We start from the raw sequence: 26,342 nt of genomic DNA on the forward strand, positions 1-26,342 counted from the left end.
TCGATGGACTCTACGCCGCTACGTCCGATCCTTCCTGGGCATGACGACCTCCTTGATGATGAGGATGATGCCGGCGGAGATCGGGATGGCGACCAGCGCGCCCGGGAGGCCGAACAGGGTCGAGCCGGCGAGCGCGGAGATGAGCACGACGGAGCCGGGGACCTGCACCGCCTTGCCCATCACCTTCGGCGTGAGGATGTATGCCTCCACCTGCATGTAGATCAGCATGAAGATCAGCACCACGATCGCGCTCACCGGCGAGTGGATCAGCGCCAGGATCGTCATCAGGATGGTGGTGAGCACCGTTCCGATCAAGGGGATGAGCGTGATGAAGAACGCCGCGAGCGCGATCAGGAACGCTCCAGGCACGCCGGTGACCAGCAGCAGGATGAGGCTGTAGGTCGCGTTGAGGAACGCGAGGATCACCATTCCGCTCAGGTATTTGCCGAAGTTCTGCAGGATCCGCTCGGTGTAGCCCTCGAACCGGTCGCGGTGCGAACGGCGCACCAGGTGGTACAGCGAGGCCTTGGTGGAGTCGTAGGAGGCGATGAAGTAGATCGTCAGGATGGCGATGAAGAAGCCGGTCGTGAAGCCGTTGAGCACGGAGAGTCCGAAGCCGACAAGACCGTTCCCGATGTTGGCCCAGGTCTTCGGGTCCTTGACCTGGTCGGAGATCCAGGTGAGCGCCTGCCCGAGGACGCCGTTGCTGGCGGCGTTGGTGGAGTCGAACCAGCCTTCGGCCCGAAGCTTGGCGACCTCGGCTGGGATGGCCGTCGCGAGGTTGGTGATCTGCTGCACGATCAGCGGGACGACGACCCAGATGATCGCGACGAGCACGCCGACGATGAGCAGGATGACCGTGACGATCGCCCAGGCCCGCTTCATCCCGTGCCGCTGGAACCAGCGGATCAGCGGGTCCAGGCCGACGGTCGCGAAGGCCGCGAGGAAGACCGAGAAGATGATCGAGCGGAGGCCGTAGAGCATGTAGCCGGCGGCCACAGCGCCCAGCGCGCCGAGCGTGACGACGAAGCCGAACAGCAGCGGGCTGCGCTTCAGGAGCGGAGCGCTCCCGGTGTCGGGAGCGTGCGAGTGGATGCGCCGCTCCGGCGACTGGATGAAACGCATGGCGCCCGCCTCTCGTGGTCGGCGTATTTCACGCCTTCCGCCGAGCGTATTGGCGCGCGGTCGGGGAGGACAAGACCGACGCGCGCGGCCGGTGGAACCGGGGTCGAATGGTCGGGAATACGCAAATCGATTTGTTTGTAGGAAACTCGCTCTTGACCTTCTCCCGAAAGGCATGCTCTACTGTCCGAAAGCAATTACAAAAGTCATTTTCTTTGTAACGGACGGAGAGGTCCAGCGATGGTCCATGGCGACAACGGCGCGACGCACGACGTGCGACTGACAAACGCGAGCGGTGCTCGTGTCGCCGTCGCGCTGCGCGACGGGGGCCGCGCGACCGTGGCCCAGCTCGCCGAGCGCATCGGCCTCTCGCGTCCCACGGTGGAGGCCACCCTCCCGCTGCTGCGCGAGCGCGGTCTCGTCGGCATGATCGACGAGCACACCCTCGGCGGCCGCGGGGCCGGCCGGCCCGCCCGCATCTTCGAGTTCGTCGCCGACGCGGGACTCCTGGTCGGGGTGGACGTCGGCATCCACCGCATCCGCGTAGTCGTCGCCGACCTCACGGGCCGCGTCGTCGCCTGGCACCAGCGCGACATCGACGGCAGCTTCGTCGGCGCGGGCCGCCTCGAGAACGTCAAGGAGGCCGTGCACGCCTGCTTCGAACTCGCAGGCATCGAGATCGGCCGGCTGTCCCACCTCTCGGGCATGGCCGTGGCCGTCTCCGGCATGGTCGGCTCGGACGGCCGGCTCACCGTGTCGCACAACTTCCCGGACTGGGAGGGCGTCGACATCGCCGGCAGGCTGAGCGAGGAGTTCGGCTGCCCGGTCACGATCGAGAACGACATGCGGCTCGCCGCCCTGGCCGAGCACCGGATGGGCGCCGCTCGGCTCGTCGACGACGTCGCCTACTTCTTCGCCGGCCACCGCATCTCGATGGGGCTGATCATCGACGGCAGGCTGCGGCGCGGGCGCCACGGCGCCGCGGGCGAGATCGGCGGCAGCGTCTTCTCGATGCACGTGGACGAGTCGGGGCAGCTCCGCTGGGAGTCGGCCGGAACCGGTGAGGAGGTCTTCCGCGCCGCGGGCGAGGGCGACCCGGCCGCGATCGCAGAGATCGAAGCGTTCGTGCGCGGGGTCGCGACCGGCATCGCGACCGTGACGATGGCGGTGGACCCGGACGTGGTGGTCGTCGGCGGCGGTCTGTCGCGCGCGGGCGAGGAGCTGCTCCGGCCGCTGCGCGCGGCGGTCATGTCCGAGATCGGCGTGCCCGTGCGGCCGTCCATCATCCAGTCCGAGCTCGGCGCCGAGTCGGTCGTGCTCGGCGCGCTCGCGCTGGCCTCCGGCCAGGCGATGGAGCGGCTGTACCTGGTTCCCGGGATGCCGGAGCCCGAGATCGACGTGGCCGGGGCGCAGGCTCTGGCGGCGCAGGAGAGCGTGGAGGGATCGCGGAGATGACCGTTCAGGAGACGATCGGCGTGGACGCCGCCGAGAAGCGGGTGCTTCGCCTCGCCGTGATCGGCGCCGGCGCGCGCTCGGAAATCGCCCACCACGCCGTCGAGAGCGGCGACGGCAGGATCGTCGCCGTCGTGGACCCGTCGCCCTCGGCGCGGGAGCGCGCGGCCGCGACGTTCGGCGCCGGCGCGACCTTTGCCGGCCACCGCGACCTGATCGCGGGAGGCGACGCGGTCGACGCCGCGTTCGTCACCTCGCCCGACCACACGCACGCGGAGATCGCGGTCGACCTGCTGCGCGCCGGGATCGCGGTCTACCTGGAGAAGCCGCTCGCCATCGAGGTGGCCGACGCCGACGCCATCCTCGCGGCCGCCGCCGAGACCGGCACCCGGCTCTACGTCGGCCACAACATGCGCCACATGAGCGTGGTGCGCACCATGCGCGACATCATCCGGCGCGGCGAGATCGGCGAGGTCAAGGCGGTCTGGTGTCGGCACTTCGTCGGCAACGGCGGCGACTACTACTTCAAGGACTGGCACGCCGAGCGGGCGAAGTCCAACGGCCTGCTGCTTCAGAAGGGCGCGCACGACATCGACATCATCCACTGGCTGGCGGGCGGATACTCCGAGCTGGTCACCGGGATGGGCGGGCTGACCGTCTACGGTGGCATCGACGACCGCAGGGACAACTCCGACCGGGCGATGCCGGACTGGTTCTCGCTCGACTCCTGGCCTCCGCTGACGCAGCGCGAGCTCAACCCGGTGATCGACGTGGAGGACATCTCCATGGTCGCCATGCGGCTCGACAACGGGGTCTACGCCTCGTATCAGCAGTGCCACTACACCCCGGACTACTGGCGCAACTACACCGTGATCGGCACGGAGGGGCGCCTGGAGAATTTCGGCGACACCGAGGGCGCGGTCGTCCGCGTCTGGAACCGCCGGACCACCTACAACCCCGCAGGCGACGTCGAGTACCCCGTACTCGGCGACGAGGGCGGGCACGGAGACGCGGATCGGCTCACCATCGCCGAGTTCGTGGACTTCGTGCGCGACGGCACCGCGACGACGACGTCAGCGGTGGCAGCGCGCAACGCCGTGGCCACCGCCGTGGCGGCCACCGAATCGCTTCGCTACGGATCGCGGCCTCGAGCCGTGCCCCCCGCGGACGAGAGGGTCGTCGCACTGCTGTAGCGACGGCCCGCGCTCCGCGAGAAGCGGAGCACCCTGCACCGAAGGAAGACCGGGCCGGCGAGGTCAAGTCGCCGACCCGGGAAGCATCGACACCACATTTCGAAGGAGAAACCAATGCGAAAAGCCCTGCTCGCCGCCGCGGCCGCGGTCGCGTCCGCAGTCGTGCTCGCCGGATGCTCGTCCAACACTGGCAGCGGCTCCGATGCCCCTGCCGATCATAATCTGTCGGCCAGCATCTCCTACGCGTACTGGGACGTGAACCAGAAGCCCGCGATGGAGGCCCTGATCAAGGACTTCAACAAGACCTATCCGAACATCAAGGTGACGTCGCAGATCACCCCGTACCAGAACTACTTCACCAAGCTGCAGACGCAGGGCTCGTCCAAGACGCTGCCCGACGTGTTCTGGATGAACGGGCCGAACTTCCAGCTCTACGCGTCCAACGGCCTGCTGGAGCCGGTCGGCTCGGCGATCGACCCCGCCAACTATCCGAAGGCGCTGGACTCGCTCTACTCGTACGGCGGCAAGCAGTACGGCGTCCCGAAGGACTTCGACACGATCGCCGTCTACTACAACAAGGCGATCTTCGACAAGGCGGGCGTCTCGTACCCGACCGCGGGCTGGACCTGGGACGACTTCCACCAGAAGGCCAAGGCGATCTCGGACAAGCTCAAGGGCGACGGGATCTATGGCGAGGCCAGCGGCCTCAGCGGCGGCCAGGAGATGTACTACAACACCATCCTGCAGGCCGGCGGCTCGATCATCTCCGCCGACGGCAAGAAGTCGGGCTACGACGACCCCAAGTCGATCAAGGGCCTCCAGTTCGTGCGCGACCTGATCGCGGACGGATCGTCGCCCACGCTCGCACAGCTCTCCGACACGCCGCAGGACCAGTGGTTCATCAACGGCAAGTCGGCCATGTTCTGGTCCGGCACCTGGTCGAACGCCGAACTGCTGAGCTCGCCGGTCAAGGCCCAGATCGCGGTCGCTCCGCTGCCGACCGGAGCGCGTCAGGCCACCGTCATCCACGGTCTCGCCAACGTCGTCGCCAAGGACTCCAAGAACAAGTCGGCCGCCATCGCCTTCCAGAACTACCTCGGCGGCAAGGAGGCCGCGCAGACCCAGGCGAAGATGGGCGCGGCGAACCCGGCATACAACGGCACCCAGCAGGCGTTCGTCGACTCGGCGCCGTGGGACCTGAGCGTGTTCGAGAAGGCGGCGACGGACTACGCATACCCGTACCCGATCTCCAAGAACACCGCGGCCTGGAACAAGGCGGAGAGCGACCTGCTGCCCGACGCGTTCAGCGGTACGAAGCCGGTGGCCGAGGTCGCCAAGGAGCTCGCAGCGCAGATGAACGCGGACCTCGCCAAAGAGTGACGATGTCCACTCAGACGATCACGAAGGGAGCGGGCGCCGCGCAGGCGGCGCCCGCCACCCCGGGCTCCCGCGCACCGCGCGCGGCCGGCCGGGGCCGGGGCCGCCGCCTGCGCTCGGACGGCTGGTGGGCGCTGCTGTTCGTCGGGCCGTTGCTCTTCGGCGTGCTGGTGTTCTACATCTGGCCGATCTTCCGCAACGCCTACTTCAGCTTCACGACCTGGGGCGCGTTCGGCGGCGCGACCTGGAGCGGGATCACGAACTACCAGCAGATGCTGGCGGACTCCGACTTCTGGCGCGCGATCCTCAACACGCTCATCTACGTCGTCATCCTCCTGCTCGGCATCCCGCTGGCGGTCTGGTTCGCGGCGCTGATCAACCGGCCGGGGCTGCGGTTCGCAGCCGCCTACCGCACGGCGTTCTTCCTGCCGTACGTGGCGATGCCCGCCGCCATCTCGATGGTGTGGCGGATCATCTTCAACGGCGACTTCGGCGTCATCAACTACACGCTCTCGCTGATCGGCATCAAAGGGCCGAACTGGTTGAGCACGCAGTGGTTCGCGCTCTTCGCGGTCGGCGTCGTCGGCGTGTGGATCTCGCTCGGGTTCAACCTCATCGTGCTCTCGGCCGGGATGCGGAGCATCCCGCCGGAGATGTACGAGGCGTCCTCGATCGACGGCGCGAGCCGTGCGCGGCAGTTCTTCTCGATCACCGTGCCGCTGCTGACTCCGTCGATCTTCTTCGTCTCGGTCATCACCGTCATCACCGGGTTCCAGCTGTTCGATCTGCTCTACGCGCTGATGGGCACGCAGAACCCGGCGATCAACCAGACGCAGTCGCTCGTCTACCTGTTCTTCGCGCACCAGCAGACCGGGGACAACGGCTACGCGGCGGCGGTCGGCGTCGCGATCCTGGTGCTGGTCGGCGCGTTCACGATGCTCCAGTTCCGCATGCAGAAGAAGTGGGTGAACTATGTCTAGCTCGGTGATCGCACGGCCGCGGCCTCGGGCCGGCCGCACGCGCGGGAACGGCCTGACCCACGCGGTGCTCATCGTGGCGTCGCTGCTGATGATCTTCCCGTTCGTCTGGCAGATCCTGATGTCGCTGGCGACGAATGCGCAGGTCACTTCCGTGCCGCCCACGGTCTGGCCGGGGACACTGCATTTCGAGAACTTCGCGCACGTGTTCGACCAGCTCCCGTTCCTCAACCAGCTCTGGGTGTCGGTGGCCGTCACGGTCATCCGCACGGTCGGCCAGCTCCTGCTGTGCTCGATGGCGGGCTATGCCTTCGCCCGGATGGAGTTCCCGTTCCGGCGGACGATCTTCGCCTTGGTGCTCGCCATCCTGATGGTGCCGCCGCAGGTCTACCTGTTGCCGCAGTACCAGATCATGCAGGGGCTCGGCTGGCTCAACACCATCGCGGGCATCGCGGCGCCCGGCATCTTCAGCGCGTTCGGCACCTTCCTGATGCGGCAGTTCTTCCTCGGCCTGCCCGACGAGTTGGCCGAGGCGGCGCGACTCGATGGGGCGAACCACTTCCAGGTGTTCTGGAAGGTGATGCTGCCGCTGGCCAAGCCCGGGCTGTCCGCGCTGGCGATCATCACGGTGCTGGCCTCGTGGAACGACCTGCTCTGGCCGCTCATCGTGGCCACGGACTCCACGCAGATGCCGCTCGCGCCGGGGATCGCCACCCTCACCAGCCAGCGCTCCATACCGGACTACCCGCTGCTGCTCGCGGCGAGCCTGCTCGCGATGGCGCCGGTCCTCATCCTCTTCCTCCTCATGCAACGACGCGTCATCGACGGCATCGCGTTCTCCGGTCTGAAATGACGACGGAGACCGAGGCGACGACGACAGAAAGGCACACCGTGAACACCCTTCGAGTCGGCCTGATCGGGGCCGGCGGCATCTCGCGCGTCCACGCGGACGGCTGGCGGGCGCTCGGCGCCGCGGTCACCGTGCACTCGCACGAGGGCGCACCGGAACTCGCCGCGCAGTACGGCTTCGCCGTCGCCGGCGACCTCGACGCGTTGCTCGCCGCGAGCGACGTCGTGGACATCGTGACCCCGACCACCAGCCATGCGCCGCTGGCCCTGGCGGCGATCCGCGCAGGCAAGCACGTCATCTGCGAGAAGCCGCTCGGCGGCTCCGTCGAGGAGGCCAGGGAGGTCGTCGAGGCGGCGCGGGAGGCCGGGGTGCGGCTGTTCCCCGCCCACGTCGTGCGGTACTTCCCGGAGTACGCGGCCGTGCAACGCGAGATCGCGGCAGGGCGCATCGGCGAGCCCGCAGTGCTGCGGTTCGTGCGCGGCGGCGAGGCGCCGAAGGCGGGCACCTGGTTCCACGACGAGGCCCGCGGCGGCGGGATCGTGCGCGACCAGATGATCCACGACCTCGACCAGGCACTCTGGCTCGCCGGCGACGTCGTCCGGGTGTACGCGGTCCAGAGCGCGCCGGGCGGTGACGCCGCCGAGCCGCACACGGTCACGGCCCACGTCGTGCTGACGCACGCGACTGGCGCGATCAGTCACCTCCAGGGCACTTGGGGGGCGCGCGGGCTGCCGTTCCGGACCAGCGCCGACCTCGCCGGTTCCGCGGGCACGCTCGCGATCGACTCGACGCGGACGCCGAGCCGGGTCGACATCCCGTCGGCGCACGACGCGGACGGCTATCTGCCGCCGCCCGTGCACGCTGAGAGCCCGTACACCGCGCAGCTCCGCGACTACGTGGCGGCCATCGCGGAGGGCCGTGATGCCCGGGTGACGCCGGAGGACGGCGTGCGCGCCGTCGCGCTGGCCGAGGCGGCGATGGAGTCGCTGCGCAGCGGCTTGCCGGTCGAGCTGGACCTGGCGTCGGCGTCAGCTGAGGCGATGGTCGGCGCATGACCGTCCCGATTCAGGAGGAGAAGACCGTGGGGATCCCCGAAGGCCGACCGTTGAAGGTGGCGGTGCTGTCGCTCGCGCACACGCACGCGATCGGTTACTGCCGCGCGCTCTCGGGCCGCGCGGACATCAAGCTCGTCGTCACCGACCCGGACGGCGCGTCGGCGCCGGATGCCGCCCTCCGCGGCAGTGCACTCGCCGAGCAGCTCGGCGTGCGCTACCTGCCGACGTACGAGGAGGCGCTGGCCTGGGGTCCGGACGCTGTGATCGTCACGGCCGAGAACGTCCGCCACCGCGCACTCGTGGAGGCGGCAGCGGCGGCCGGGGCCCACATCCTGTGCGAGAAGCCGCTGGCCACGACGGTGGAGGACGCCCAGGCGATGCTGGCGGCCGCCGAGCTGGCCGGCGTCACCCTGATGACGGCGTACCCGGTCCGGTTCGCGCCCGCGTTCGCCGACCTCCTTCACCGCGTGCGCGGCGGCGCACTCGGGACGCTGCTGGCAGTGAAGGGGACGAACAACGGCAAGGTGCCCTCCGACCGCGCCTGGTTCACCGATCCCGCGCTCGCGGGCGGCGGCGCACTGGTCGACCACGTCGTGCACTGCGCCGACCTGCTGGACGAGCTGCTCGGCGAGCAGCCGGCGACCGTGCACGCGGTCGCCAACCGCATCCTGCACCCGGAGGCGTCCGTCGAGACCGGCGGCCTGGTGACCGCGGTGTACCCGAGCGGCGTGGTGGCGACGATCGACTGCTCGTGGAGCGTCCCGGACGCCGCGCCGACCTGGGGCGGCCTGACGTTCCAGGTGACGGGCACGCGCGGCTCGGTCACGATCGCGCCGTTCGCAGAGCACATCGGCGGCCAGACCGGCGACGGGCCGGTGTGGGTCCCGACAGGCGACGACCTGGACGCAGCCATGCTGGAGGAGTTCGTCAGCGCTGTGCGGGAAGGGCGGCCGGCGGTCCCGGACGGTGGGGTCGGGCTGCGGACGCTGCAGGTCGTGGACGCGGCGAGGCGGTCCGCGGCTGGAGGTGGAGTGGTGACCCGGCTCGCGTGTTGATGATCGAGGGGCACGTAAACGCCCCTAAAACCGCGTTTTAGGGGCGTTTACGCGCCCCTCGACGAGCGCGGCCTCATCGATCCCGCGCGATCACCGAGAAGTCCATCCCGCCGTGCCCCGCGTCGATCGCGCGCTGCAGCTCGGCCGCGACGAGCGCGACGGCCGGCAGCGGCACGTCCGCGGTCGCGAGCATGAGGCGGGCGTCCTTGGCGAGGGCGTCGGCGGTGAACTGCGCGTCGTCGTAGTCTCCTGCGGTCACGAGCGGGCCCTTCATGGCGGCGAGCGGGGCGATCGCGGTCAGGGAGAGTGTGGCGAGCACCTCGTCGTCGGTGAGGCCGGCGGCGCGGCCGAGGCGCAGTGACTCCGATAGCGCCTCCATCGAGATGGCGAGCGCGAGGTTGGCCACCAGCTTCGCCGCCGTCGCCGCCGCCGGCGTGCCGAAGGTGCGCAGTTTCTCCTGGTCGGCCCAGAGGCCCACGACGCGCTTCGCCTCGCGTGCCGCGTCGTGCTCGCCGCCGACCAGCACCGCGAGCGCTCCGGCTCGGGCGGGGGCGAGCGAGCCGACGACGGGGGAGGCCACGTAGCGGATGCCGAGGACGGCGGCGCGGGCGGCGAACTCCGTCGCCTCGGCGGGGGAGACCGTCGTCACGTCGATCCAGAGCGTGCCGGGGCGCCACGGGAGGTCCGGGTCCAGCAGCGTCTCGCGCACGGCCTCCGGCCCGAACAGCACGCTCACGACCGTGCCCGCCGCGGCGACCGCCTCTGCGGCCGATCCGGCGACGTGGGCGCCGCGGCGGCCGATCGTCCGGGCCGGCTCGGGTGAGCGGTTCCAGACGGTCACGGTGTGGCCGGCGTCGATGAGGTGGGGGACGAGCTCGCGGCCCATCCGGCCGAGCCCGAGGAATGCGATGTCCATAGCGCCACTCTCCACCGCCGGCCGCGCGGACGGAAGCCGGAGCGCCGATCACACCTCACACCTCCGGCAGCCGCGCCCGTTGCCTGGACAGGAACTCGCGTTCGCTGTCGTTCGCGCACAGGCGCACCGCCTCGTCGTATTCGGCCGCGGCCTCCTCCGGCCGTCCCGACCGGCGCAGCAGCCCGGCGCGGATGCCGTGCAGCAGATAGAACGACCCCAGCTCCTCGCGCAGCGGCTCGATCGCCGTCAGCGCCGGCCCGGGTCCGACGGCCTCCGCCACCGCGACCGCACGGTTGAGGGCGACGACGGGGGAGGGCTGCACCCGCAGGAGCTGGTCGTAGAGGGCGACGATCTGCCGCCAGTCGGTGTCCTCGGCGCGCGCGGCGTCGTCATGCACCGCCTGGATCGCCGCCTGGAGCTGGTACGGTCCGGGCCGTCCCGCGACGAGGCAGCGACGCACGATCGCGTGGCCCTCGGCGATCAGCGCGGCCTCCCAGCGGCCGCGGTCCTGGTCGGGGAGGGCGACCATCGACCCGTCGCGATCCAGGCGGGCGGGACGGCGGGCGTCGACGAGCAGCAGCAGGGCGAGCAGCCCCTGGGCCTCGGGCTCGTCGGGAAGCAGCGCCGTCAGGAGGCGCGCGAGCCGGATCGCCTCGCCGCACAGCTCCTCGCGCACCAGCCGGTCGCCCGCGGTCGCGGTGTACCCCTCGCTGAAGATCAGGTAGACGACGGCGAGCACCGAGCCGAGCCGTTCCGGGAGGTCGGCGGCGGCCGGGACCCGGTAGGGGATCCTGGCGTCCCTGATCTTCGCCTTCGCGCGCGAGATGCGCTGGGCGAGCGTGGCCTCCGGCACCAGGAACGCCCGGGCGATCTCGGCGGTGCTGAGCCCGCCGAGCAGCCGCAGCGTCAGCGCCACCCTGGCGTTCGGCGCGAGCGCAGGGTGGCAGCAGGTGAAGATGAGCCGGAGGCGGTCGTCGGTGATCGCGCTGGTGTCGGCGGCCTCCACCGTGGAGGCCAGCGCGAGCAGCGTCGTCGCCTCCGCCTCCCGCTCCCGGCCGACCGCCTCCCGGCGCAGTCGGTCGATCGCGCGGCGGCGGGCGGTGGTGATGAGCCACCCCGCCGGCGCAGGCGGAAGGCCGTCGACCGGCCAGCGCGCGACGGCGACGGCGAAGGCCTCCTGCACGGCGTCCTCCGCGCGGTCCAGGTCGCCGAGGGAGCGGTAGAGCACGGAGACGGCGCGGCCGTACTCCTCGCGGAAGATCGAGTCGATCGCTCCGGAGGAGACGGCCGCGCCATCCTGGTCGCGGCTCACGCGAACGGCCGCACCTCGATCGGCAGCGTGGTCGCGACGGCGAGCCGCCTGCCCCACTCGAGGGCGGCGTCCAGGTCGGGCACGTCGACGATGGTGAAGCCGCCGAGGTGCTCCTTGCCCTCCGCGAACGGGCCGTCGGTGACCATCACCTCCGCGCCGGCCGGCCGCAGCACGGTCGCCGACTGCGGCGGCAGGAGGCCGTTGGAGAACACCCAGGCGCCGGCCGCGCGCATCTCGGTGTTGAGCGCGTCGAGGTCCTCGCCGATCGCGGCGAGGACCTCCGGCTCCGGGACGGGCCCGTCGGGCTGGTAGACGCTGAGCAGGTACTGGGACATGATCGTGATTCCTTCCTCTCACCGTCCATACGAACGGGAGGACGTCATCTCGACATCATGTCGCGGAAGTCGCCACCCGCTCCAGCTTCGCGACGCCGATCTTCGAGTCCGCCATCCCGTAGAAGACCCAGTCGACGCCGTCCACGCGCTCGATCGCGGTGGGGAACACGACGTTCGGCACGATGCCGCTGCGCTCCTCCTCGGTCTCGGCGCTCAGCAGCGGCTCCTCCGTCCGCCGGATCACCCGCCATGGCTCGTCGGCGTCGAGGATCATCGCGCCGGCCGAGTAGTTGACGTGCTTCTGCTGGTCGACACCGCGCTCCAGCCGCCCGGTGACGCCGTGGTGGAGCAGCAGCCAGCCCTCCGGCACCCGCACGGGGGCCGGTCCTGCGCCGATCTTCAGCTCCTCGAACGGGAACTCCGGACCGGCGAGGAAGCGGTTGTGCCGCCACCGGGTCAGCTCGCCGAGGTCGTCGCGGGCGGCGGCCAGCGGGATGAACGCAATCCAGATGCTCGGGCGCTTCTCGTCCAGCCCGGTCGGCGGATGCGCACCCTCGCCGTCCCTGACCTCGCCGAGGTCCCACACCGGCCGGTGCAGCACGGCCAGGCTCTCCACGCCGTCCGGCCCGGTGACCGGCTCGGGGAAGAACACCGTGTCCTTGTTGTGGAACAGCGCCAGGTCGACGCCCAGCTCGTCGTCGTACTCGAAGGTGACCGGGCCGAGCCGCTGCCACGACCGCAGGTCGGCCGAGACGGCGACGGCGGTGCGCGGGCCGAGCGGGCCGTACGCGACATAGGTCATCACGTGGAGGCCGAGGGCCGGCACGAACGTCGTGCGCGGGTCCTCCACGCCGGAGTTGCGCCGGCCGCGCTCGAAGTCGCGGTCGGGCGCCAGCACGACGCCCTCCCGCTCGACGCCGACAGGCACGCCGCCCTCGACGACCACGCGGGCGAGGCCGACCCGGGACACGTTGCCGTCGGCGACCAGCCGGGGCAGGAGGTACAGCTCGCCGTCGGCGTCGCGGCCGGACGCGGGGTTCAGCACGCCCTCCGCCTCCAGCGGCTCGCCGGGGTCGGGAGTCATCACCACGCCGGAGCGGGAAAGACGGTACGGGAAGGGCTCAGTCACTTCGTGACCTCCTTGTAGACATAGAGTTCGCGCTCTCCGCGGGGAGCGTCCCAGCCTTGCGCGAACGACCAGCGGCCGTCCACCTTCTGCAGGCCGCCCCAGGCGAGGGAGCCTCCGCGGTGGAGGCCGAGCTGTGTGAAGGGGGCGTCGACTGAATAGTTCGCCTGGGCGGCGGAGAAGTCGCCGTTCTCGTCGGCGTAGAAGAAATCCAGCACGAGGTCGTCCCCGCGCACCACGGCGCAGGCGACCTCGAACAGGCTGCCGGGCAGCGAGGACAGGTCGAGGTACGGCTGCTCGGCGAAGGTCCAGGAGACCAGATCGTCGGAGTGGCCGATCATCGGCCGCCCGCCGCAGCCCTCGGAGAGGAACATCAGGTACTCGCCGCCGATCCGCACGGCTCGGCCATGCTCGTCGCGAGGCACGACGGCGCCCTTCGCCCAGTCCTGGGAGACCTCGAGCGGGACGACCAGCCCGATCTTCTCCCACGACACCAGGTCGTCGGAGACCATCCCCATGATGTCGACCGCGATCTCGCCCGCCTCGGTACGCCGGTTGGCGTTATAGAAGAGCACGTAGCGGCCTTCGACCTCGTAGACCTTGGGGTCCTCGCAGCCGAGCGGCTCGTTGGGCAGCGTCGGGTAGACGATCGGGTTGGCGGGGTCGTCGTGCCACACCCCGTCGCGGAGGACGGCATGGCCGATCCGGCTCGCCAGCGACTCCATCCGCGGCGAGGCCCGGTAGAAGAGGTGCAGTTCTCCGTCGCGCTCGATCATCGACGGGTTGAAGATCGCGCTGCTCGTCCAGCCGACGCCGGTGGGGTCGTCCCACTGGCCGTCGAGCCGGAAGGTCAGCGACGGGTCCCGCTGGAACGGGCCGATCGCCCAGTCCGGCGGGTCGATGTAGTTCGCCGAGAAGTGGTCGGTCGAGATGTGGTCGGTGAGGGCGTTGGCGTGACCCAGCGCCTCCTCATAGCTGAGGCGGAGGGCGTCGGTGTATGCGGCGTCCACGGTTCTCCTTGCGTTCGGTGCGGGTGGCTCAGCCCTTGACGGACGAGCCGATGTCGGTGGAGGTGAAGTAGCGCTGGAAGATGATGAACAGCACGACGACGGGTGCGGCCAGGACGACCGCTCCGGCGAGGATCGCCCCGTACGGGTTGGCCGTGGAGGCCGCGACCGTGCTGATGTAGTTCGCCAGCGAGACGGCCAGCGGCTGCAGGCTCGCCTCCTTCGTGATCAGGAACGGCCAGAGGAACTCGTTCCACGGGCCGATGAAGGTCAGCAGCAGCACGGTCACCAGAGCCGGTCGCACCAGCGGGAGGGCGACCCGCCAGAGCAGCGTGAACTCCCCGGCGCCGTCCACGCGGGCGGCGTCGAACAGCTCGCGCGGCAACTGCAGGAAGTACTGCCGGAAGATCAGCACCGCCGCCGAGTTGATGGCGTACGGCAGGATCATCCCCAGGTAGTTGTCGCCCAGCCCGTAGTTGCGTGCGATGAGCACGTACAGCGGGATCATCAGGAGCTGGAACGGGATGGTCTGCACCAGCAGCGCCAGCGCGAAGGTCACCCCGCGCCCCCGCCAGTGCAGGATCGACAGCGCGTACCCGGCGAGCACCCCGAACACGACGGTGCACAGCAGCACGCCGCCGGTGAAGATGCCCGAGTTGATCAGGCCCTGCACGAGGTTGATCCGGGAGTCGATCGCTGCGTAGTTGTGCAGCGTGATGTTCGCCGGATTGGGGAACGCCCCCGCGACGGTCGTGTCGGGCGACGCCTGCAGCGACCCGATCAGCATGTAGTAGAAGGGGAACAGGAAGGCGAAGGCGCCGATCGTCAGGACGATCCCGCGAAGGATCGCCTGCGGGCGGCTCAGCCGCGCGGCGGCGGCCATGTCGCGGCGACGGCGCTTCCTGGGGGCGCGCGGAGTCTGCGGCGCCGGTTCGGCGCCTGTCGGCTTGAGGGTGGTCATGACTCTCGTCCTCCCGCGAATCGGTTCTGCAGCCAGGCGATGATCAGCACCAGGATCACGAGCACGACGCCGATCGCTGAGGCGTAGCCCGGGTGACCCTGCTGGATGCCCTGCTGGTAGATGAGGAGCACCGGGGAGGTCGAGTGGCCGTCCGGCCCGCCGCCTCCCGTGAGGAGGTACGGCTCGGTGAACATGTTGGCGCCGGTGATGGTGGCGAGCAGCAGCACGAGCACGGTCGCGGGCCGCACGCCGGGCACGGTGACGGAGAAGAACTGCCGCACCCTCCCCGCGCCGTCGGTGGCCGCCGACTCGTACAGCTCGCGCGGCACGTTCTGCAGCGCGGCGAGGTACAGCAGGATGTAGAGGCCGAGCTGCTTCCAGGTCACGTAGATCGCGATGGTCGGCATGGCCAGCACGGGGTTGATGAACCACGACGGGTTCGGGGCGAGCGGGCCGAGGATCTGGTTCACCAGCCCGGAGCCGTTGAACAGGAACAGCCAGACGCCGATGATCGCGACGCTCGCCGTGACGTACGGCACGTAGTAGCTCACCCGCAGGAACGTGCGGAACCGGGTGATGCCGTTGAGCCCGCTCGCGAGCACCAGCGACAGCACGACCGTCAGCGGCACGTTGATGATCAGGAAGATCCCGACGTTGGCGAACGACTGCAGCACGGCCGGGTCGGTGAAGGCCTGGATGTAGTTCTGGAACCCGACGAAGGGCTGGGTGACCTGGGCGCCTGGAGCCGCGAAGAAGTAGTCGAAGAACGACATGTAGACCGCGTAGATCAGCGGGTAGGCGAAGATCACCAGGACGAAGATCAGGTACGGCGCAGCGAACAGCCAGCCGAGGGGGTTGGTGCCGAGGATGCGCTGCAGCAGCGGCTTGCGTCGCCGCGGGGCCGCCCCGGCGGCGGGCGTGGTGCCCGCCGCCGGGGGTGCGGAGAGGGTGCTCATGATTACTTCTGAGCCTGGAGCTGGTCGATCTTCTGCGATGCGGCCTTGAAGGCGTCCTCCACCGTGCCGGTGCCGTTGATCACCGACTTGGAGTACGCGTCGCGCAGGGCCTGGAGCTGGGCGATCGTGTTGACGCCCGTGGGGTCGTCAGCGGTGCGCTCGCTCTGGGCGCCGAACTCCTTGTACGCCGGGTGCGAGTCGAAGTAGCTCGCGTACACGCTGGACACGTTGGAGCGGATCGGCATCTGGCCGGTGACGTTCAGCAGCTTGCCGTCCTGGTCCTTCGAGGTGGCGTACTTGATGACGTCCCAGGCCGTTCCCTGGTTCTTGCACGAGGTGTACATGCCGATGTTCTTGGCGTCGGGGAAGGTGTAGGTCTGGTCGGCCGACTTGCCGTCCTTGGTCGGGACGGGCACGGAGCCCCACTGGATCTTGTTGTAGACCGCGATCGCCCACGGTCCGACGATGGCCATCGCGGACTTGCCGTCGGCGAAGGCGTCACCCTGGTACTGCTCCTTGCCGGCGAGGCCGTCGGCGTAGATGCTCTTCCAGAAGTTGGCGACGTCGATGGAGTCCTGGCTGGTGATGTTCGACTTGCCGTTCTCGATGAACGTCTTGCCGCCGGTCTGCGCGGCCAGCAGGGGCAGGTAGTCGAAGTTCGGCTGGAAGAACTCGCTGGTCGGCGCCGGGTAGATCGCGTACGGCGCTGCGCCGGACGACTTGATCTTCTGGGCGGCGGCGATGAACTTGTCGTAGGTCGACAGGTCGGGGCTGTTCGGGTCGATGCCGGCCTTCTGGAAGATGGCCTTGTTGTAGAAGATCATCACCGGGTTCTGCTTCCACGGCATCTGGAAGAAGTCGCCGTTCGGGGACTTGTACTGGTCGGCGGTCGCGCCGCTGCGGCCCTGGATGTACGAGTTGCCGTCGGAGAACTTCGACAGGTCGACCAGGCCGCCCTGCTTCTCCCACTGTCCGGTCGCGGCGGGCAGGTTGTTGAACACGAGGCAGGGGGTGGTGCCGGCGGTGATGGCGGCGCCGATGACCTCTTCCGTGCTCTTTCCGGCCGGGACCTCCTGGGCCTTGATCTGCTCCTTGGGGTGCGAGGAGTTCCAGGAGGAGACCATGGACTTGCCCCACTGCACCTCCTGCGGGTTGTTGGAGTACCAGATGGTGATCGGGCCGTGCGCCTTCATGGCGTCGGTCTGGCCGCCTCCGCTGCTGGAGCCGCACGCGGCCAGGGTGCCGGCGACGAGGCCGGCGCTGATGACGGCGACCGCGAGTCGGCGGCCGGTGATGCGTTTACGCATGTTCTGTGCTCTTTCTATGATTTCAGTGACGCGATGGCGCAGCCGTGGAGGCGCGCACCACCAGTCGGGCAGGGGGCAGGGCGACGTCGGCAGGCTCACCGTGCTCCACCAGCCGCAGCAGTGCGGTGGCGGCGGCGATGCCCCAGCCGGCCGGGTCGTTGTCCAGGGTCGTCAGGCTCGGATAGATGTAGGTCCCGATCTGGGAGCCGTCGAGCCCTGTGATGGACAGGTCGTGGGGGAGTCGGAGGCCGCGCTCGTGCGCGACCCCCATGCCCGCGATCGCCATCGGGTCGTTGCCGTAGACGATGGCGGTGGGCGGCTCCGCGGAGTCGAGGAGCGTCTTGGTGGCCTCCGCGCCCTGTTCGGGCGAGAAGTCGGTGGGGACGATGACCGGGCGGAGGCCGGCCGCGAGCATGGCCTCCTCGAAGCGCTCGCGGCGGCGGAGGCCGTGCAGCATCCGCTCGTCGCCCGACACGTGCGCGATGCGCGTGTGGCCGAGTCCGAGCAGGTGCGCGACGAGCTCGTCGATGCCCGCGTCGTAGTCGCGCGTGATGACGGGGAACGGGCTGCCGCCGGCCGGCGCGCCGAGCGAGACCGCCTGCGAGCCGAACTCCTGCACGAGCGCGGGACGGTGGTCCTCGGCGAGGATGTCGGTGAGCAGGAAGCCGTCGACGCGCTTGTCGAGCGCGAGCCGCTCGTAGGCGCGGGCCTCCGCCTCGTGATCGGGGACGACCGTCAGCACGAGCACCTGGCCGCGCTCCGAGAGCACCGTCTCGACACCCGCGATGAAGGCCGCGAAGAACGGGTCCACCTCGATGGTGCGGGCGGCGCGGCGCAGGATGAGGCCGAGCGCGTAGGCACGCCGGGTGGTGAGCCCGCGGGCGCTCGGGTTGGGGGTGAACCCGAGCTCCCGCGCGGTCGCGAGGATGCGCTCGCGGGTCTCCAGCGCCACGCCGGGCTTGCCGTTGAGGGCGAGGGAGACGAGTCCCTTGCTCACGCCCGCCGCCCGTGCGACGTCGTTGATCGTGATGTCGGCCGGCGTCACCGCGGCACCACCGTGGTGAAGCCGCCGGGCACGATCGTGACGGTGCCGTTCCCGTTCAGCGGGATGGGTGCGCCGACCTGGTGGCCGGAGCCGTCGTAGCGGGTCGCGAGCACGGGGCCGGAGGCGGCGAGGTGCTGCACGGCCGTGCCGGAGGTGGCGTTGACGTAGACGTCGAGCGCACCGGAGCCGGTCAGGCCGAGGTGCGAGACCTCCGGCTGCACGAGCACCGCGTCGAGCCGGGCCTGACCGTTCACCCGCGCCGTGATCGTGGTCGCGCCGGCGGGGGCGGAGACCGGGAGGGTCTGCGGCAGCAGGAACACCGTGGTGGGCGCGATGCCCTGTGCTCCCGGACGCACGTTCTGGCTGGTGCCGAGCTGCACGGTGCGGTTGCCCGCGCTGGCCGTCCAGGCCGTCGTGCCCGACCCGCTGGTGGCGGTGCCGTCGGGGCCGAGGTCCTCGATCGGGAGGATGCGCGCGGCCGGGTGGCCGGCGGGCAGGGTCATCGTGACAGTCGCCCCGGTCGAAGCGGAGACGTACGCGCCGCCCGACCAGTTCGCCGAGCCGGTCCACGCGGACGGCGGGGTGACCACGGTGGCGGGGCCGGTGAGCGTGCCCTTCTCGGCCTCCACGACCTGGAGGCCGTCGGCGGCGGAGCGGTGCGTCAAGGCCAGGGCCTCGCGCTTGATCGCCGGGTGGGCGTCGAGCGCGAGCATGCTCAGCTCGGTGTGGATGACCGACTCGGCGCCGCAGTTGTGGTTGATGCCGCCGTCGCCGCCGATGCCGTCGACGCAGACTCCGGTCGACGGGTCGTACACCGGCACGCCGGCCGGGTTGGCGCCGAAGTACCAGGCGGCCTGGGCGCCGGCGAGGGTGGCGAGGCCGGTCGAGCCGCTGGCGTCGGAGGCCGCGACCAGGCCCTCCACCCGGGAGTCGACGCCGTAGGCGATCTGGGACTGGTCGGCGGGGGTGGGCGTCCAGCCGTTGTCCGGGCCGCCGCTGGCGAGGAGCTGCGGAGTGAAGCTCGCGAGGTCGGTGTTCGCGGCGCTCTGCAGGCTGCCGTCGTGGAGCTGCGTCGCGGCCGCGGTCAGAGCCGCGGGGGCCATGCCGCCCCAGGCGTGCCAGAAGGTGGGGGAGTTGGCCTCGGGGAGCAGCGCGCCGAACGGCCACTGGCCGGTGCCGCCGGAGGACAGCCCGGCGATCCCCTTCGCGTAGCGCTGGAGGTCGGTGCGTGCTTGGGTGTCGCCGGGCGCGGCCGCGGTGTACGCGCTCAGGCCGAGCACGGCCTCCGCCGTCGGGGCTGCGCTGTTCGTGATGAGCCACCCCGGAACCGTGACGCCGTTGGCCGTGTCGGTGGTGCCGTACTTGGCGAGCGACTGGCGCTCCAGGGAGCGCAGCGCGAGGTCCATCCGCTGCTGGAGGAAGGAGGCGAACGCCGGGTCGGACTTCTGGAAGCCGGCGTAGCCCTCGCCGAGCGCCCAGACGGTGCGCGCCAGCCAGTACGACTCGCCGGAGTCGCTCGGGTTCGGGTTGTCGGCCGGGATGGCGGACGGGTTCAGGGTGCCGTCGTGCTGCTGCCAGAGCACCACGTTGCCGGCGTTCGGGCCGGAGTCGACCTGCAGGTAGGTCAGTTCGCGCAGCAGTTCGTAGGCGGAGGCGCGGCTGGCCGCGGTGCCGTTCTGCTTCCAGTCGCGGAGGTAGACCACGGCCGAGCGGGAGATGTCGTCGGCGTCGAAGGTGCCCTGCGCGTAGTAGCCCTTGGCGGCGTTCGTGATGGGGCCGCCGCCGACGCGCGTGAAGCTGCCGTCGGCGTTGCGGTTGGCGTACACCCACGGTGCTCGGGCGGTCGGCTCCTGGCTCTGCTGGTACGTGGAGTGACCCGCGACCCCGGGAAGCAGCGGGACATCGTCCAGGAGGAAGTTCAGATGGGCGAGGTTCGTCAGGGCAGTGCCGGATGAGGGGGTGGGGGCGGCCGGGGCCGCGGGAGTGGGGGAGGCGTTCGCCGGGGCGGCGATCACCGGTACGAGCGCGGCGGCGGCGAGGGCTGCGCCCGTCGCTGCGGCGAGGAGTCGATTCCGCTTCATTGCGTTTTCCTGTCTGTGGCTCCGGTGCCACCCCCAGAACGGGTGTCGTCTAAACCGGTTTAAAGGACGGTAGCCGCGCTTTTCGGATCTGTCAACGGGATGACCCCACGGTTCACCCCCGGGGTCTTGTGCCGCTCTGCACCCGCGACGAGACTGGGGCGACCGGCCGCCGACGTCCGGCCGGGTCACGACCGAGGAGGAAAAGTGGAGTACAAGGACATTCCGACCAAGGCCGACATCGAGAGGATCGCGGCGCTCCGCGAACCGGGTTGCGTCAGCATCTACCTGCCGACCGGCACGACGCCGCCGGAGGCGGACAAAGCGCGGATCGACCTCAAGAACCACCTCGCCCTCGCGGTGAAATCGCTGGAGGCGATGGGCGTCGATCGCCACCGGATCGCCGCCGTCCGGGCCGAGGGCGAAGGCATCCTGGAGGACCGCGACTTCTGGCGGTACCAGTCGCGCTCGCTGGCGGTGTTCCTCGACGGGGAGGTCGCCGAGACCTTCCGCCTGCCCAACCGGCTGAACTCCGCGTGCGAGGTCGCCGACCGTTTCTACATCAAGCCGCTGCTGCGTGCCGTGACCTTCCCGCAGTCGGCGCTCATCCTCGCGCTCGCGCAGAACTCGGTGCGCCTGATCCGCGTGGACCCCGAGCTCCCGCCCGCGCTGGTCGAAGTCGAGGGGATGCCGAAGGACGTGGCCGCCGCCGTCGGGCTGACCTCCGTCAGCGGGCGCACTGCCGAAGGCCGTATCCAGGGCTCCGAGGGCCAGAAGGTGCGGATGCTGGAGTATGTGCAGGCGATCGAGCGGGCGCTGCACCCGCTGCTGGCGAGCTCCACCGAGCCACTGATCCTCGCCTCTGCCGAGCCGCTCACCGGCATCTTCCGCGGCGCGACGGACTATCCGCGCCTCGTGGACGACGTGATCGCGGGCAACCCGGAGGAGAAGACCGAGGACGAGCTGGCGACGGCCGCACGAGCCGTGCTCGACCGGCTGTACGCCGGCAAGATCGACGCGCTCAAAGAGGACTTCTCCACCCGCATCGCCGGCGGAACCGCTCTGGTGGATCTGAGCGACATCGCCCGTGCGGCGACCTACGGGGCGGTGGAGACCCTGGTCTTCGACATCGACCGGCGGGTGCCGGGGTCCCTGGACGACGAGACCGGCAAGATCGCGTACCTGGACGACGACACGGCGGGAAACTACGGCGTGGTGGACGAGATCATCCGCCGCTCGCTGGCCTCCAAGGCGAAGGTCTACGCGTTGCGCGCCGAGGACGTCCCCGGCGGCGGAGCCGTCGCCGCCGCCGTCCGCTTCCCGGTCTGACCCTCGCCGAAGGGCACGTAAACGCCCCTAAAATGTGGTTTTAGGGGCGTTTACGTGCCCTTCGACACGGGGTCAGTGGCGCTCGGCGCGGGCGAGGGCGAGGATGAGGAACTCCTGGACGGCGGCGAGCCAGTCGTAGACGGCTCGTCGCGTCGCGGACTCCAGGTCGTGGATGTCGCCCTCGTCGCCGTCGTGCTCGATGCCGAGGTCAGCGGCGAGCGCCAGCCGGATGTCGGTGAGCGCACGCAGCCAGGCCTGCGCCTGCTCGCCGTCCAGTCGCACCTCGACGGACCCGTCCGGCCGGGCGTCCTCCGCCGGGCCGCTGAGCGAGTCGATCACCGTGCGCGCGTTCTGCGCCTTCGACTCCGCCAGCCGCTCGGCCGTGAACCGGTGGAATTCGGCCGACGCCTCCGGGTCGTCCGGATACGCGTCGGGGAGCAGCCGCGTCAGCGTGGGATCGGCCGTCGCCCCGTCCCGCGTCTCGGAGCCCGCACGCTCCGCGCGTTCGGCGGCCACGGCAGCGAACCGCCGGAGCACCTCGGCCTCGCCCGCCTCGAACCGCGCGTGGACGCCGCCGCCGCGCCGGTCGGCGCGGAACGGCCTCACGCGTCCGCCTTCGTCAGGGTGGCCCACAGCCCGTAGCCGTGCATGGCCTCCACGTGCCGCTCCATCTCCTCGCGCGTGCCGGTCGCGACGACCGCGCGGCCCTCGTTGTGCACGAGCAGCATCAGCCGCTTGGCCTCCGCCTTGGAGAACCCGAAATAGCTCTGGAACACGTACGTGACGTACGACATCAGGTTCACCGGGTCGTTCCAGACGATCGTCACCCACGGCGCGCCGAGCTCCAGCCGCTCGCCGAGGTCGACCTCCTCCTCGGTGGCGGGCTCCGTGATCGCGGCCGTCACCCGGCCTGCACCTCGGCGATCGCGTCGGCGGCGCGCACGAGCGCCAGGTGGGTGAGGGCCTGCGGCGTGTTGCCCACCTGCGACCGGCCCTCGACGTCGTACTCCTCCGACAGCATCCCGACATCGTTGGCCAGCGCGACCAGGCGGTCCATCAGGCGTTTCGCGTCGTCCAGCCGGTGCGAGCGCGCATACTGCTCTGCGAGCCAGAACGCGCAGGCCAGGAAGGGGTGCTCGCCCGGCGGGAGGCCGTCGACGCCCTTCTCGGTGCGATAGCGCAGGGGGAGGCCGTCGCGCAGCAGGTCCTGCTCGATCGCCTTCACCGTGCCGAGCATCCGCGGGTCGTCGAAGGCGCAGTAGCCGACCTGCGCGAGCAGCAACAGCGAGGCGTCCACCTCGGTGCTGCCGAAATACTGCACGTAGCTGCCGCGGCCCTCGTCGTAGCCGTTCGCCTCGATGTCGGCACGGATCTCGTCCCTGAGGTGCCGCCAGCGCTCGACCGGGCCGTCCAGCCCGAACTGCTCGACGCCGCGGATGGCGCAGTCGAAGGCGGCCCACACCAGACCGCGGGAGTGGGTGAACGTCTGCGGCTCCCCGCGGATCTCCCAGATGCCGTGGTCGGGCTTGCGCCAGTTCTGCTCCAGGTACCCCATCAGGGCGCGTTGCAGCGCCCAGGAGAATCGGGTCTCCTGCACGCCTGCGGTGCGGCCGTGGTCGAGCGCCAGCATGACCTCGCCGATGACGTCGGCCTGGAACTGGGTGGAGGCGTCGTTGCCGATCCGCACCGGGTGCGCGCCCTGATAGCCGGGGAGGCTGTCGAGCTCGCGCTCGGCGAGGTCGCGCTCGCCGGCGAGGCCGTACATGATCTGGACGTCGCCGGGATCTCCGGCGATCGCGCGCAGCAGCCAGTCGCGCCAGTGGTCGACCGAGTCGTCGTAGCCGTGGGAGAGCAGCACGGCGATGGTCAGCGACGCGTCGCGCAGCCAGACGTAGCGGTAGTCCCAGTTGCGCTCGCCCCCGAACTGCTCGGGGAGGGAGGTCGTCGCCGCGGCGACGATGCCGCCGGTCTCCAGGTGGGTCAGCGCACGCAGGATGAGGAGCGAGCGCACGACCTCTGCGCGGTACGGCCCATCGTGGTCGCAGCTCTCCGCCCACTTCGTCCACCACTCCCGGGTGTTCTGCAGGGAGGTCTCGACGTCGAGGGCCGGCGGCGCCGGGCGGTGCGACGGGAACCAGGTCATCGAGAGGTCGACGGTCTGGCCGGCGTGGACGGAGAACCTGCCTTCGTGCGCGTGGTCCGCAGCGTGCAGCGCCGACCCGCGGAAGACGAGCCCGTCCGGGCCCGCGACGGCGACGAGCGCGGCCGGCTTCTCGTCGGTCATCTTGCGCACCCACGGGATGGCGCTGGCGTAGCCGAAGCGGATCCGCAGCTCCTCGCGCAGCTCCACCTTCCCGCTGACCCCGCGCACGCGCCGCACCAGGTCGGCGCGGTGGTCGCCCATCGGCATCGCGTCCACGACCTCCACCTCGCCGGTGGCGGTGCGCCAGCGGGTGACCAGGATCATGGTGTCCCGCTCGTACTCGCGCGTGCTGGTGGCCTCGGGATCGGAGGGCGCAAGCAGCCAGCGGCCGTGGTCCTCCGTACCCAGCAGGGCGCCGAAAGTGGACTGCGAGTCGTACCTCGGCAGGCACAGCCAGTCGATGCTTCCGTCCCGTCCGACGAGGGCCCCGGTGAAGCAATCACTGATCAGGGCGTAATCCTCGATGGGGAGCGACATATCCCCAGTATGGCCGTACTGTGAAGCGCATGACGCAGACCGTGGGCACTCTGGTGATTCTCGGAGCGAGTGGCGACCTGTCGTCCAGACTCCTCCTCCCCGCGATCGGCCAGTTGCTCACCCACCACCCGGAACGGCGCTTCCACCTGGTCGGATCCGGGGCCGAGGAGTGGTCGGACGCGAAGTGGCGTTCGGTGGTGAAGAAGTCGTTCAAGACGGTGAAGGCCAGCGGCCCAGCGGTGGAGGAGCTCCTCAAGAACACCACGTACCTGACGGCGGACGTGACCAAGCCCGACGATCTGCAGACGATCTTCGACGCCTGCGAGGGCGCGCCCGCGCTGTACTTCGCCCTGCCGCCGGCGATCACCGCGAAGGCGTGCGAGGCGCTCGGCAAGCTGACGCTGCCGGCCGGGCTGACGCTCGCGCTCGAGAAGCCGTTCGGCACCGACAAACGCTCGGCCATCGCGCTCAACAAGCGGCTCGCGACGCTGGTGCCGGAGGACCAGATCCACCGCGTCGACCACTTCCTCGGCAACTCCACCGTGCTGAACCTGATCGGCCTGCGCTTCGCGAACAGCATCCTGGAGCCGGTGTGGAACGGCGACCACATCCAGAGCGTCGACATCGTGTACGACGAGTCGCTCGGGCTGGAGGACCGCGCCCGCTACTACGACCACGCCGGGGCGCTCATGGACATGATCCAGAGCCACCTGCTCCAGGTGCTGGCGGTGTTCGCGATGGAGCCCCCCAGCGCACTGGACGCCACGGACATGCGCGACGGCAAGGCGACGGTGCTGCGGGCGACCCGGCTGTGGAAGGACGACCCTGTTACGTCGAGCCGCCGCGCCCGCTACACCGCGGGCACCATCGACGGACGGAAGCTCCCGGCGTACACGAGCGAGGCAGGCGTGGACCCGGCCAACGACACGGAGACGCTCGCCGAGGTCACCGTGCAGATCGACACCTGGCGCTGGGCCGGCGTGCCGTTCACGCTGCGCTCGGGCAAGGCGCTCGGCGAGCAGCGGCGCGAGATCCTCGTCACGTTCAAGCCGGCGCGGCACATCCCGCGCGGGCTGCGCGGCCACCGCGAGCCGACGATGCTGCGCATCATGCTCGCCCCCGACGCGATGTCGCTGGAGCTCAACATCAACGGACCTGACGACCCGCACGAGATCGAGCGCGTGGCGCTCAGCGCGAATTTCGGGCCCGGGCTGCTGCTGGCCTACGCCGAAGTGCTGGAGGGCATCCTCGACGGCGACCCGTCGCTGTCGGTGCGCGGCGACACGGCCGTGGAGATGTGGCGCATCGTGGCGCCGGTGATCGCGGCCTGGAAGAAGGACGAAGTCCCGCTCCAGACCTACCGCGCCGGCTCAGGAGGCCCCGCCGCCTGGAAGCACATCGGCTGAGCGGTCAGGCTGCGGAGCGCTCGTGGATGGTGGGGATCTCGCCGGTGACGGGCTTGCGCAGGTCGGTCCAGACGGTGATCGGAGCGGGCTCCCAGCCGAAGGCGGCGGGCTCCTCGTGCTCCTGCTCCTGCACCTCGGCGACCGGGGCGGCCTCCTCGATGGCGACCACCTCGGCGGGCGCGCGGTGCTGCGGCTCGGACGCGACCACGACGGTGGCCTCACCGGCCTCCAGACGGCGGCGCGCCTCCACGAGGGCGGCGGCGATGCCGACCGAGACGGACTGAGCGAGGACGGAGTGGAAGATGGAGTCGGTGTCGTCGGTGGAACGGCGTGACACCGTCCATTCGCCGCGTTCGCCGATCAGCTCGGCGATCTTGGTGTGGACCACCTCGAGGATCTGAGCATCCGTGAGCTGAGGAACGGGCGCCGCCTGCACCTCGGCGGCGGCATGCCGCCTACGACCAAACATCGCGATACCCCTTCCAGGTTCTCCGTCAGGAACCAGTCTCCGGGTGTATACGCGTCACGACGCGCGGACACGCCGTGAGAATCGCGGAAATCCTGCGGTCAGCGCCCGATTTCGCGCTCGTCGGCCTCGCGGGACTCCTCCAGGACGGTCCCGACCGCGATCACGATGCCGATGGCCGCGCTGATCCACATGAGCACCACCCTCCAGTCGCGCCGGCCCTCCTTGGTCTCCTGGATCGTGGACCAGAGTCCGATGACCGCGCTGATGATCGCTCCGTTGAAGATGAACTTGCGCATCCGCGTCCTTTCGCTCGTCCCGCCAGGGTACGCTGCCG

General features: G+C 70.3%; 25 protein-coding genes. 9 read left to right on the forward strand and 16 right to left on the reverse strand.

Annotated elements, in window-relative coordinates:
- Nucleotides 1–18: 18 nt before the first annotated feature.
- Entirely contained in the window at nucleotides 19–1,125 is a 1,107-nt protein-coding gene (locus tag ABH923_RS19845; protein WP_370057115.1) for an AI-2E family transporter, read from the reverse strand.
- 237 nt (nucleotides 1,126–1,362) lie between these two features.
- Between ABH923_RS19845 and ABH923_RS19850 the strand changes: the two genes are divergently transcribed.
- From ABH923_RS19850 to ABH923_RS19880, 7 genes are all read left to right on the forward strand, one after another.
- The gene (locus ABH923_RS19850) at nucleotides 1,363–2,577 is read left to right on the forward strand and encodes an ROK family protein (RefSeq protein WP_370057116.1); all 1,215 of its coding nucleotides are present in this window, start codon (nucleotides 1,363–1,365) and stop codon (nucleotides 2,575–2,577) included.
- Nucleotides 2,574–3,767 carry a Gfo/Idh/MocA family protein gene (locus ABH923_RS19855; protein WP_370057117.1) on the forward strand — a complete coding sequence of 398 codons (1,194 nt, stop codon included), beginning with the start codon at nucleotides 2,574–2,576 and terminating at the stop codon, nucleotides 3,765–3,767. Before ABH923_RS19850 ends, ABH923_RS19855 begins: the two co-directional genes overlap by 4 nt.
- Before the next feature lie 114 nt (nucleotides 3,768–3,881).
- A complete protein-coding gene (locus tag ABH923_RS19860; protein WP_370057118.1) occupies nucleotides 3,882–5,147 on the forward strand; it encodes a sugar ABC transporter substrate-binding protein in 1,266 nt (421 codons plus the stop codon).
- 2 nt (nucleotides 5,148–5,149) lie between these two features.
- Nucleotides 5,150–6,124 carry a carbohydrate ABC transporter permease gene (locus ABH923_RS19865; protein ID WP_370057119.1) on the forward strand — a complete coding sequence of 325 codons (975 nt, stop codon included), beginning with the start codon at nucleotides 5,150–5,152 and terminating at the stop codon, nucleotides 6,122–6,124.
- On the forward strand, nucleotides 6,117–6,974 hold the full coding sequence (locus ABH923_RS19870; RefSeq protein ID WP_370057120.1) for a carbohydrate ABC transporter permease: 858 nt from the start codon (nucleotides 6,117–6,119) through the stop codon (nucleotides 6,972–6,974). The genes ABH923_RS19865 and ABH923_RS19870 overlap by 8 nt, the downstream gene beginning before the upstream one ends.
- Nucleotides 6,971–8,026, forward strand: a complete 1,056-nt coding sequence (locus tag ABH923_RS19875; protein WP_370057121.1) for a Gfo/Idh/MocA family protein — start codon at nucleotides 6,971–6,973, stop codon at nucleotides 8,024–8,026. The genes ABH923_RS19870 and ABH923_RS19875 overlap by 4 nt, the downstream gene beginning before the upstream one ends.
- The gene (locus ABH923_RS19880; RefSeq protein ID WP_370057122.1) at nucleotides 8,023–9,081 is read left to right on the forward strand and encodes a Gfo/Idh/MocA family protein; all 1,059 of its coding nucleotides are present in this window, start codon (nucleotides 8,023–8,025) and stop codon (nucleotides 9,079–9,081) included. The genes ABH923_RS19875 and ABH923_RS19880 overlap by 4 nt, the downstream gene beginning before the upstream one ends.
- Before the next feature lie 73 nt (nucleotides 9,082–9,154).
- On the opposite strand, the gene ABH923_RS19885 is transcribed toward ABH923_RS19880, so the two are convergent.
- The 10 genes from ABH923_RS19885 to ABH923_RS19930 form a co-directional block, all read right to left on the reverse strand.
- Complete coding sequence (locus ABH923_RS19885; RefSeq protein WP_370057123.1) at nucleotides 9,155–9,997, reverse strand: NAD(P)-dependent oxidoreductase; 843 nt, start codon at nucleotides 9,995–9,997, stop codon at nucleotides 9,155–9,157.
- 55 nt (nucleotides 9,998–10,052) lie between these two features.
- Complete coding sequence (locus ABH923_RS19890; RefSeq protein WP_370057124.1) at nucleotides 10,053–11,309, reverse strand: RNA polymerase sigma factor; 1,257 nt, start codon at nucleotides 11,307–11,309, stop codon at nucleotides 10,053–10,055.
- Nucleotides 11,306–11,644 (reverse strand): YciI family protein, encoded by a 339-nt coding sequence (locus tag ABH923_RS19895; protein WP_345839428.1) that lies wholly within the window; start codon nucleotides 11,642–11,644, stop codon nucleotides 11,306–11,308. The genes ABH923_RS19890 and ABH923_RS19895 overlap by 4 nt, the downstream gene beginning before the upstream one ends.
- Nucleotides 11,645–11,699: 55 nt before the next feature.
- Nucleotides 11,700–12,728, reverse strand: a complete 1,029-nt coding sequence (locus ABH923_RS19900; RefSeq protein WP_370057403.1) for a glycosidase — start codon at nucleotides 12,726–12,728, stop codon at nucleotides 11,700–11,702.
- Between the two features lie 41 nt (nucleotides 12,729–12,769).
- A complete protein-coding gene (locus ABH923_RS19905) occupies nucleotides 12,770–13,780 on the reverse strand; it encodes a hypothetical protein (RefSeq protein WP_370057125.1) in 1,011 nt (336 codons plus the stop codon).
- Between the two features lie 28 nt (nucleotides 13,781–13,808).
- Nucleotides 13,809–14,660, reverse strand: a complete 852-nt coding sequence (locus ABH923_RS19910; protein ID WP_370057404.1) for a carbohydrate ABC transporter permease — start codon at nucleotides 14,658–14,660, stop codon at nucleotides 13,809–13,811.
- Between the two features lie 74 nt (nucleotides 14,661–14,734).
- Complete coding sequence (locus ABH923_RS19915) at nucleotides 14,735–15,694, reverse strand: carbohydrate ABC transporter permease (protein ID WP_370057126.1); 960 nt, start codon at nucleotides 15,692–15,694, stop codon at nucleotides 14,735–14,737.
- 2 nt (nucleotides 15,695–15,696) lie between these two features.
- Nucleotides 15,697–17,001, reverse strand: a complete 1,305-nt coding sequence (locus tag ABH923_RS19920) for an ABC transporter substrate-binding protein (RefSeq protein ID WP_370057127.1) — start codon at nucleotides 16,999–17,001, stop codon at nucleotides 15,697–15,699.
- Between the two features lie 22 nt (nucleotides 17,002–17,023).
- Entirely contained in the window at nucleotides 17,024–18,046 is a 1,023-nt protein-coding gene (locus tag ABH923_RS19925; RefSeq protein WP_370057128.1) for a LacI family DNA-binding transcriptional regulator, read from the reverse strand.
- Nucleotides 18,043–20,127 (reverse strand): hypothetical protein, encoded by a 2,085-nt coding sequence (locus ABH923_RS19930; protein ID WP_370057130.1) that lies wholly within the window; start codon nucleotides 20,125–20,127, stop codon nucleotides 18,043–18,045. Before ABH923_RS19930 ends, ABH923_RS19925 begins: the two co-directional genes overlap by 4 nt.
- A gap of 204 nt (nucleotides 20,128–20,331) precedes the next feature.
- On the opposite strand from ABH923_RS19930, the gene ABH923_RS19935 reads away from it, so the two are divergent.
- Nucleotides 20,332–21,453: a hypothetical protein gene (locus ABH923_RS19935; RefSeq protein ID WP_370057131.1), complete on the forward strand. Its 1,122-nt coding sequence runs from the start codon at nucleotides 20,332–20,334 to the stop codon at nucleotides 21,451–21,453.
- A gap of 72 nt (nucleotides 21,454–21,525) precedes the next feature.
- On the opposite strand, the gene ABH923_RS19940 is transcribed toward ABH923_RS19935, so the two are convergent.
- From ABH923_RS19940 to ABH923_RS19950, 3 genes are read right to left on the reverse strand one after another with little or no spacing between them, the layout of a single operon-like run.
- Nucleotides 21,526–22,059 (reverse strand): DUF2017 family protein, encoded by a 534-nt coding sequence (locus ABH923_RS19940; protein WP_370057132.1) that lies wholly within the window; start codon nucleotides 22,057–22,059, stop codon nucleotides 21,526–21,528.
- Nucleotides 22,056–22,358: an ATP-dependent Clp protease adapter ClpS gene (clpS, locus tag ABH923_RS19945; RefSeq protein WP_370057133.1), complete on the reverse strand. Its 303-nt coding sequence runs from the start codon at nucleotides 22,356–22,358 to the stop codon at nucleotides 22,056–22,058. Before clpS ends, ABH923_RS19940 begins: the two co-directional genes overlap by 4 nt.
- Entirely contained in the window at nucleotides 22,355–24,133 is a 1,779-nt protein-coding gene (locus ABH923_RS19950; protein ID WP_370057135.1) for a glycoside hydrolase family 15 protein, read from the reverse strand. Before ABH923_RS19950 ends, clpS begins: the two co-directional genes overlap by 4 nt.
- 29 nt (nucleotides 24,134–24,162) lie before the next feature.
- Between ABH923_RS19950 and ABH923_RS19955 the strand changes: the two genes are divergently transcribed.
- Nucleotides 24,163–25,539 carry a glucose-6-phosphate dehydrogenase gene (locus ABH923_RS19955; RefSeq protein WP_370057136.1) on the forward strand — a complete coding sequence of 459 codons (1,377 nt, stop codon included), beginning with the start codon at nucleotides 24,163–24,165 and terminating at the stop codon, nucleotides 25,537–25,539.
- A gap of 4 nt (nucleotides 25,540–25,543) precedes the next feature.
- Here the strand turns inward: ABH923_RS19955 and ABH923_RS19960 are convergent, their stop codons facing one another.
- Together ABH923_RS19960 and ABH923_RS19965 are read right to left on the reverse strand one after the other, a co-directional pair.
- Complete coding sequence (locus ABH923_RS19960) at nucleotides 25,544–26,008, reverse strand: hypothetical protein (protein WP_370057137.1); 465 nt, start codon at nucleotides 26,006–26,008, stop codon at nucleotides 25,544–25,546.
- Nucleotides 26,009–26,106: 98 nt separating this feature from the next.
- Complete coding sequence (locus tag ABH923_RS19965) at nucleotides 26,107–26,304, reverse strand: hypothetical protein (RefSeq protein ID WP_345839416.1); 198 nt, start codon at nucleotides 26,302–26,304, stop codon at nucleotides 26,107–26,109.
- Nucleotides 26,305–26,342: the final 38 nt, after the last annotated feature.

This window comes from Leifsonia sp. EB41 (genome assembly GCF_041262565.1).
GTDB lineage: Bacteria > Actinomycetota > Actinomycetes > Actinomycetales > Microbacteriaceae > Leifsonia.

Excerpts from the sequence above, each read along its gene's own strand:
- ABH923_RS19845 (WP_370057115.1), bottom strand. The coding sequence starts at position 1,125 with ATGCGTTTCATCCAGTCGCCGGAGCGGCGCATCCACTCGCACGCTCCC.
- ABH923_RS19850 (WP_370057116.1), top strand. The coding sequence starts at position 1,363 with ATGGTCCATGGCGACAACGGCGCGACGCACGACGTGCGACTGACAAAC.
- ABH923_RS19855 (WP_370057117.1), top strand. The coding sequence starts at position 2,574 with ATGACCGTTCAGGAGACGATCGGCGTGGACGCCGCCGAGAAGCGGGTG.
- ABH923_RS19860 (WP_370057118.1), top strand. The coding sequence starts at position 3,882 with ATGCGAAAAGCCCTGCTCGCCGCCGCGGCCGCGGTCGCGTCCGCAGTC.
- ABH923_RS19865 (WP_370057119.1), top strand. The coding sequence starts at position 5,150 with ATGTCCACTCAGACGATCACGAAGGGAGCGGGCGCCGCGCAGGCGGCG.
- ABH923_RS19870 (WP_370057120.1), top strand. The coding sequence starts at position 6,117 with ATGTCTAGCTCGGTGATCGCACGGCCGCGGCCTCGGGCCGGCCGCACG.
- ABH923_RS19875 (WP_370057121.1), top strand. The coding sequence starts at position 6,971 with ATGACGACGGAGACCGAGGCGACGACGACAGAAAGGCACACCGTGAAC.
- ABH923_RS19880 (WP_370057122.1), top strand. The coding sequence starts at position 8,023 with ATGACCGTCCCGATTCAGGAGGAGAAGACCGTGGGGATCCCCGAAGGC.
- ABH923_RS19885 (WP_370057123.1), bottom strand. The coding sequence starts at position 9,997 with ATGGACATCGCATTCCTCGGGCTCGGCCGGATGGGCCGCGAGCTCGTC.
- ABH923_RS19895 (WP_345839428.1), bottom strand. The coding sequence starts at position 11,644 with ATGTCCCAGTACCTGCTCAGCGTCTACCAGCCCGACGGGCCCGTCCCG.
- ABH923_RS19900 (WP_370057403.1), bottom strand. The coding sequence starts at position 12,728 with ATGACTCCCGACCCCGGCGAGCCGCTGGAGGCGGAGGGCGTGCTGAAC.
- ABH923_RS19910 (WP_370057404.1), bottom strand. The coding sequence starts at position 14,660 with ATGGCCGCCGCCGCGCGGCTGAGCCGCCCGCAGGCGATCCTTCGCGGG.
- ABH923_RS19915 (WP_370057126.1), bottom strand. The coding sequence starts at position 15,694 with ATGAGCACCCTCTCCGCACCCCCGGCGGCGGGCACCACGCCCGCCGCC.
- ABH923_RS19920 (WP_370057127.1), bottom strand. The coding sequence starts at position 17,001 with ATGCGTAAACGCATCACCGGCCGCCGACTCGCGGTCGCCGTCATCAGC.
- ABH923_RS19930 (WP_370057130.1), bottom strand. The coding sequence starts at position 20,127 with ATGAAGCGGAATCGACTCCTCGCCGCAGCGACGGGCGCAGCCCTCGCC.
- ABH923_RS19950 (WP_370057135.1), bottom strand. The coding sequence starts at position 24,133 with ATGTCGCTCCCCATCGAGGATTACGCCCTGATCAGTGATTGCTTCACC.
- ABH923_RS19955 (WP_370057136.1), top strand. The coding sequence starts at position 24,163 with ATGACGCAGACCGTGGGCACTCTGGTGATTCTCGGAGCGAGTGGCGAC.
- ABH923_RS19960 (WP_370057137.1), bottom strand. The coding sequence starts at position 26,008 with ATGTTTGGTCGTAGGCGGCATGCCGCCGCCGAGGTGCAGGCGGCGCCC.
- ABH923_RS19965 (WP_345839416.1), bottom strand. The coding sequence starts at position 26,304 with ATGCGCAAGTTCATCTTCAACGGAGCGATCATCAGCGCGGTCATCGGA.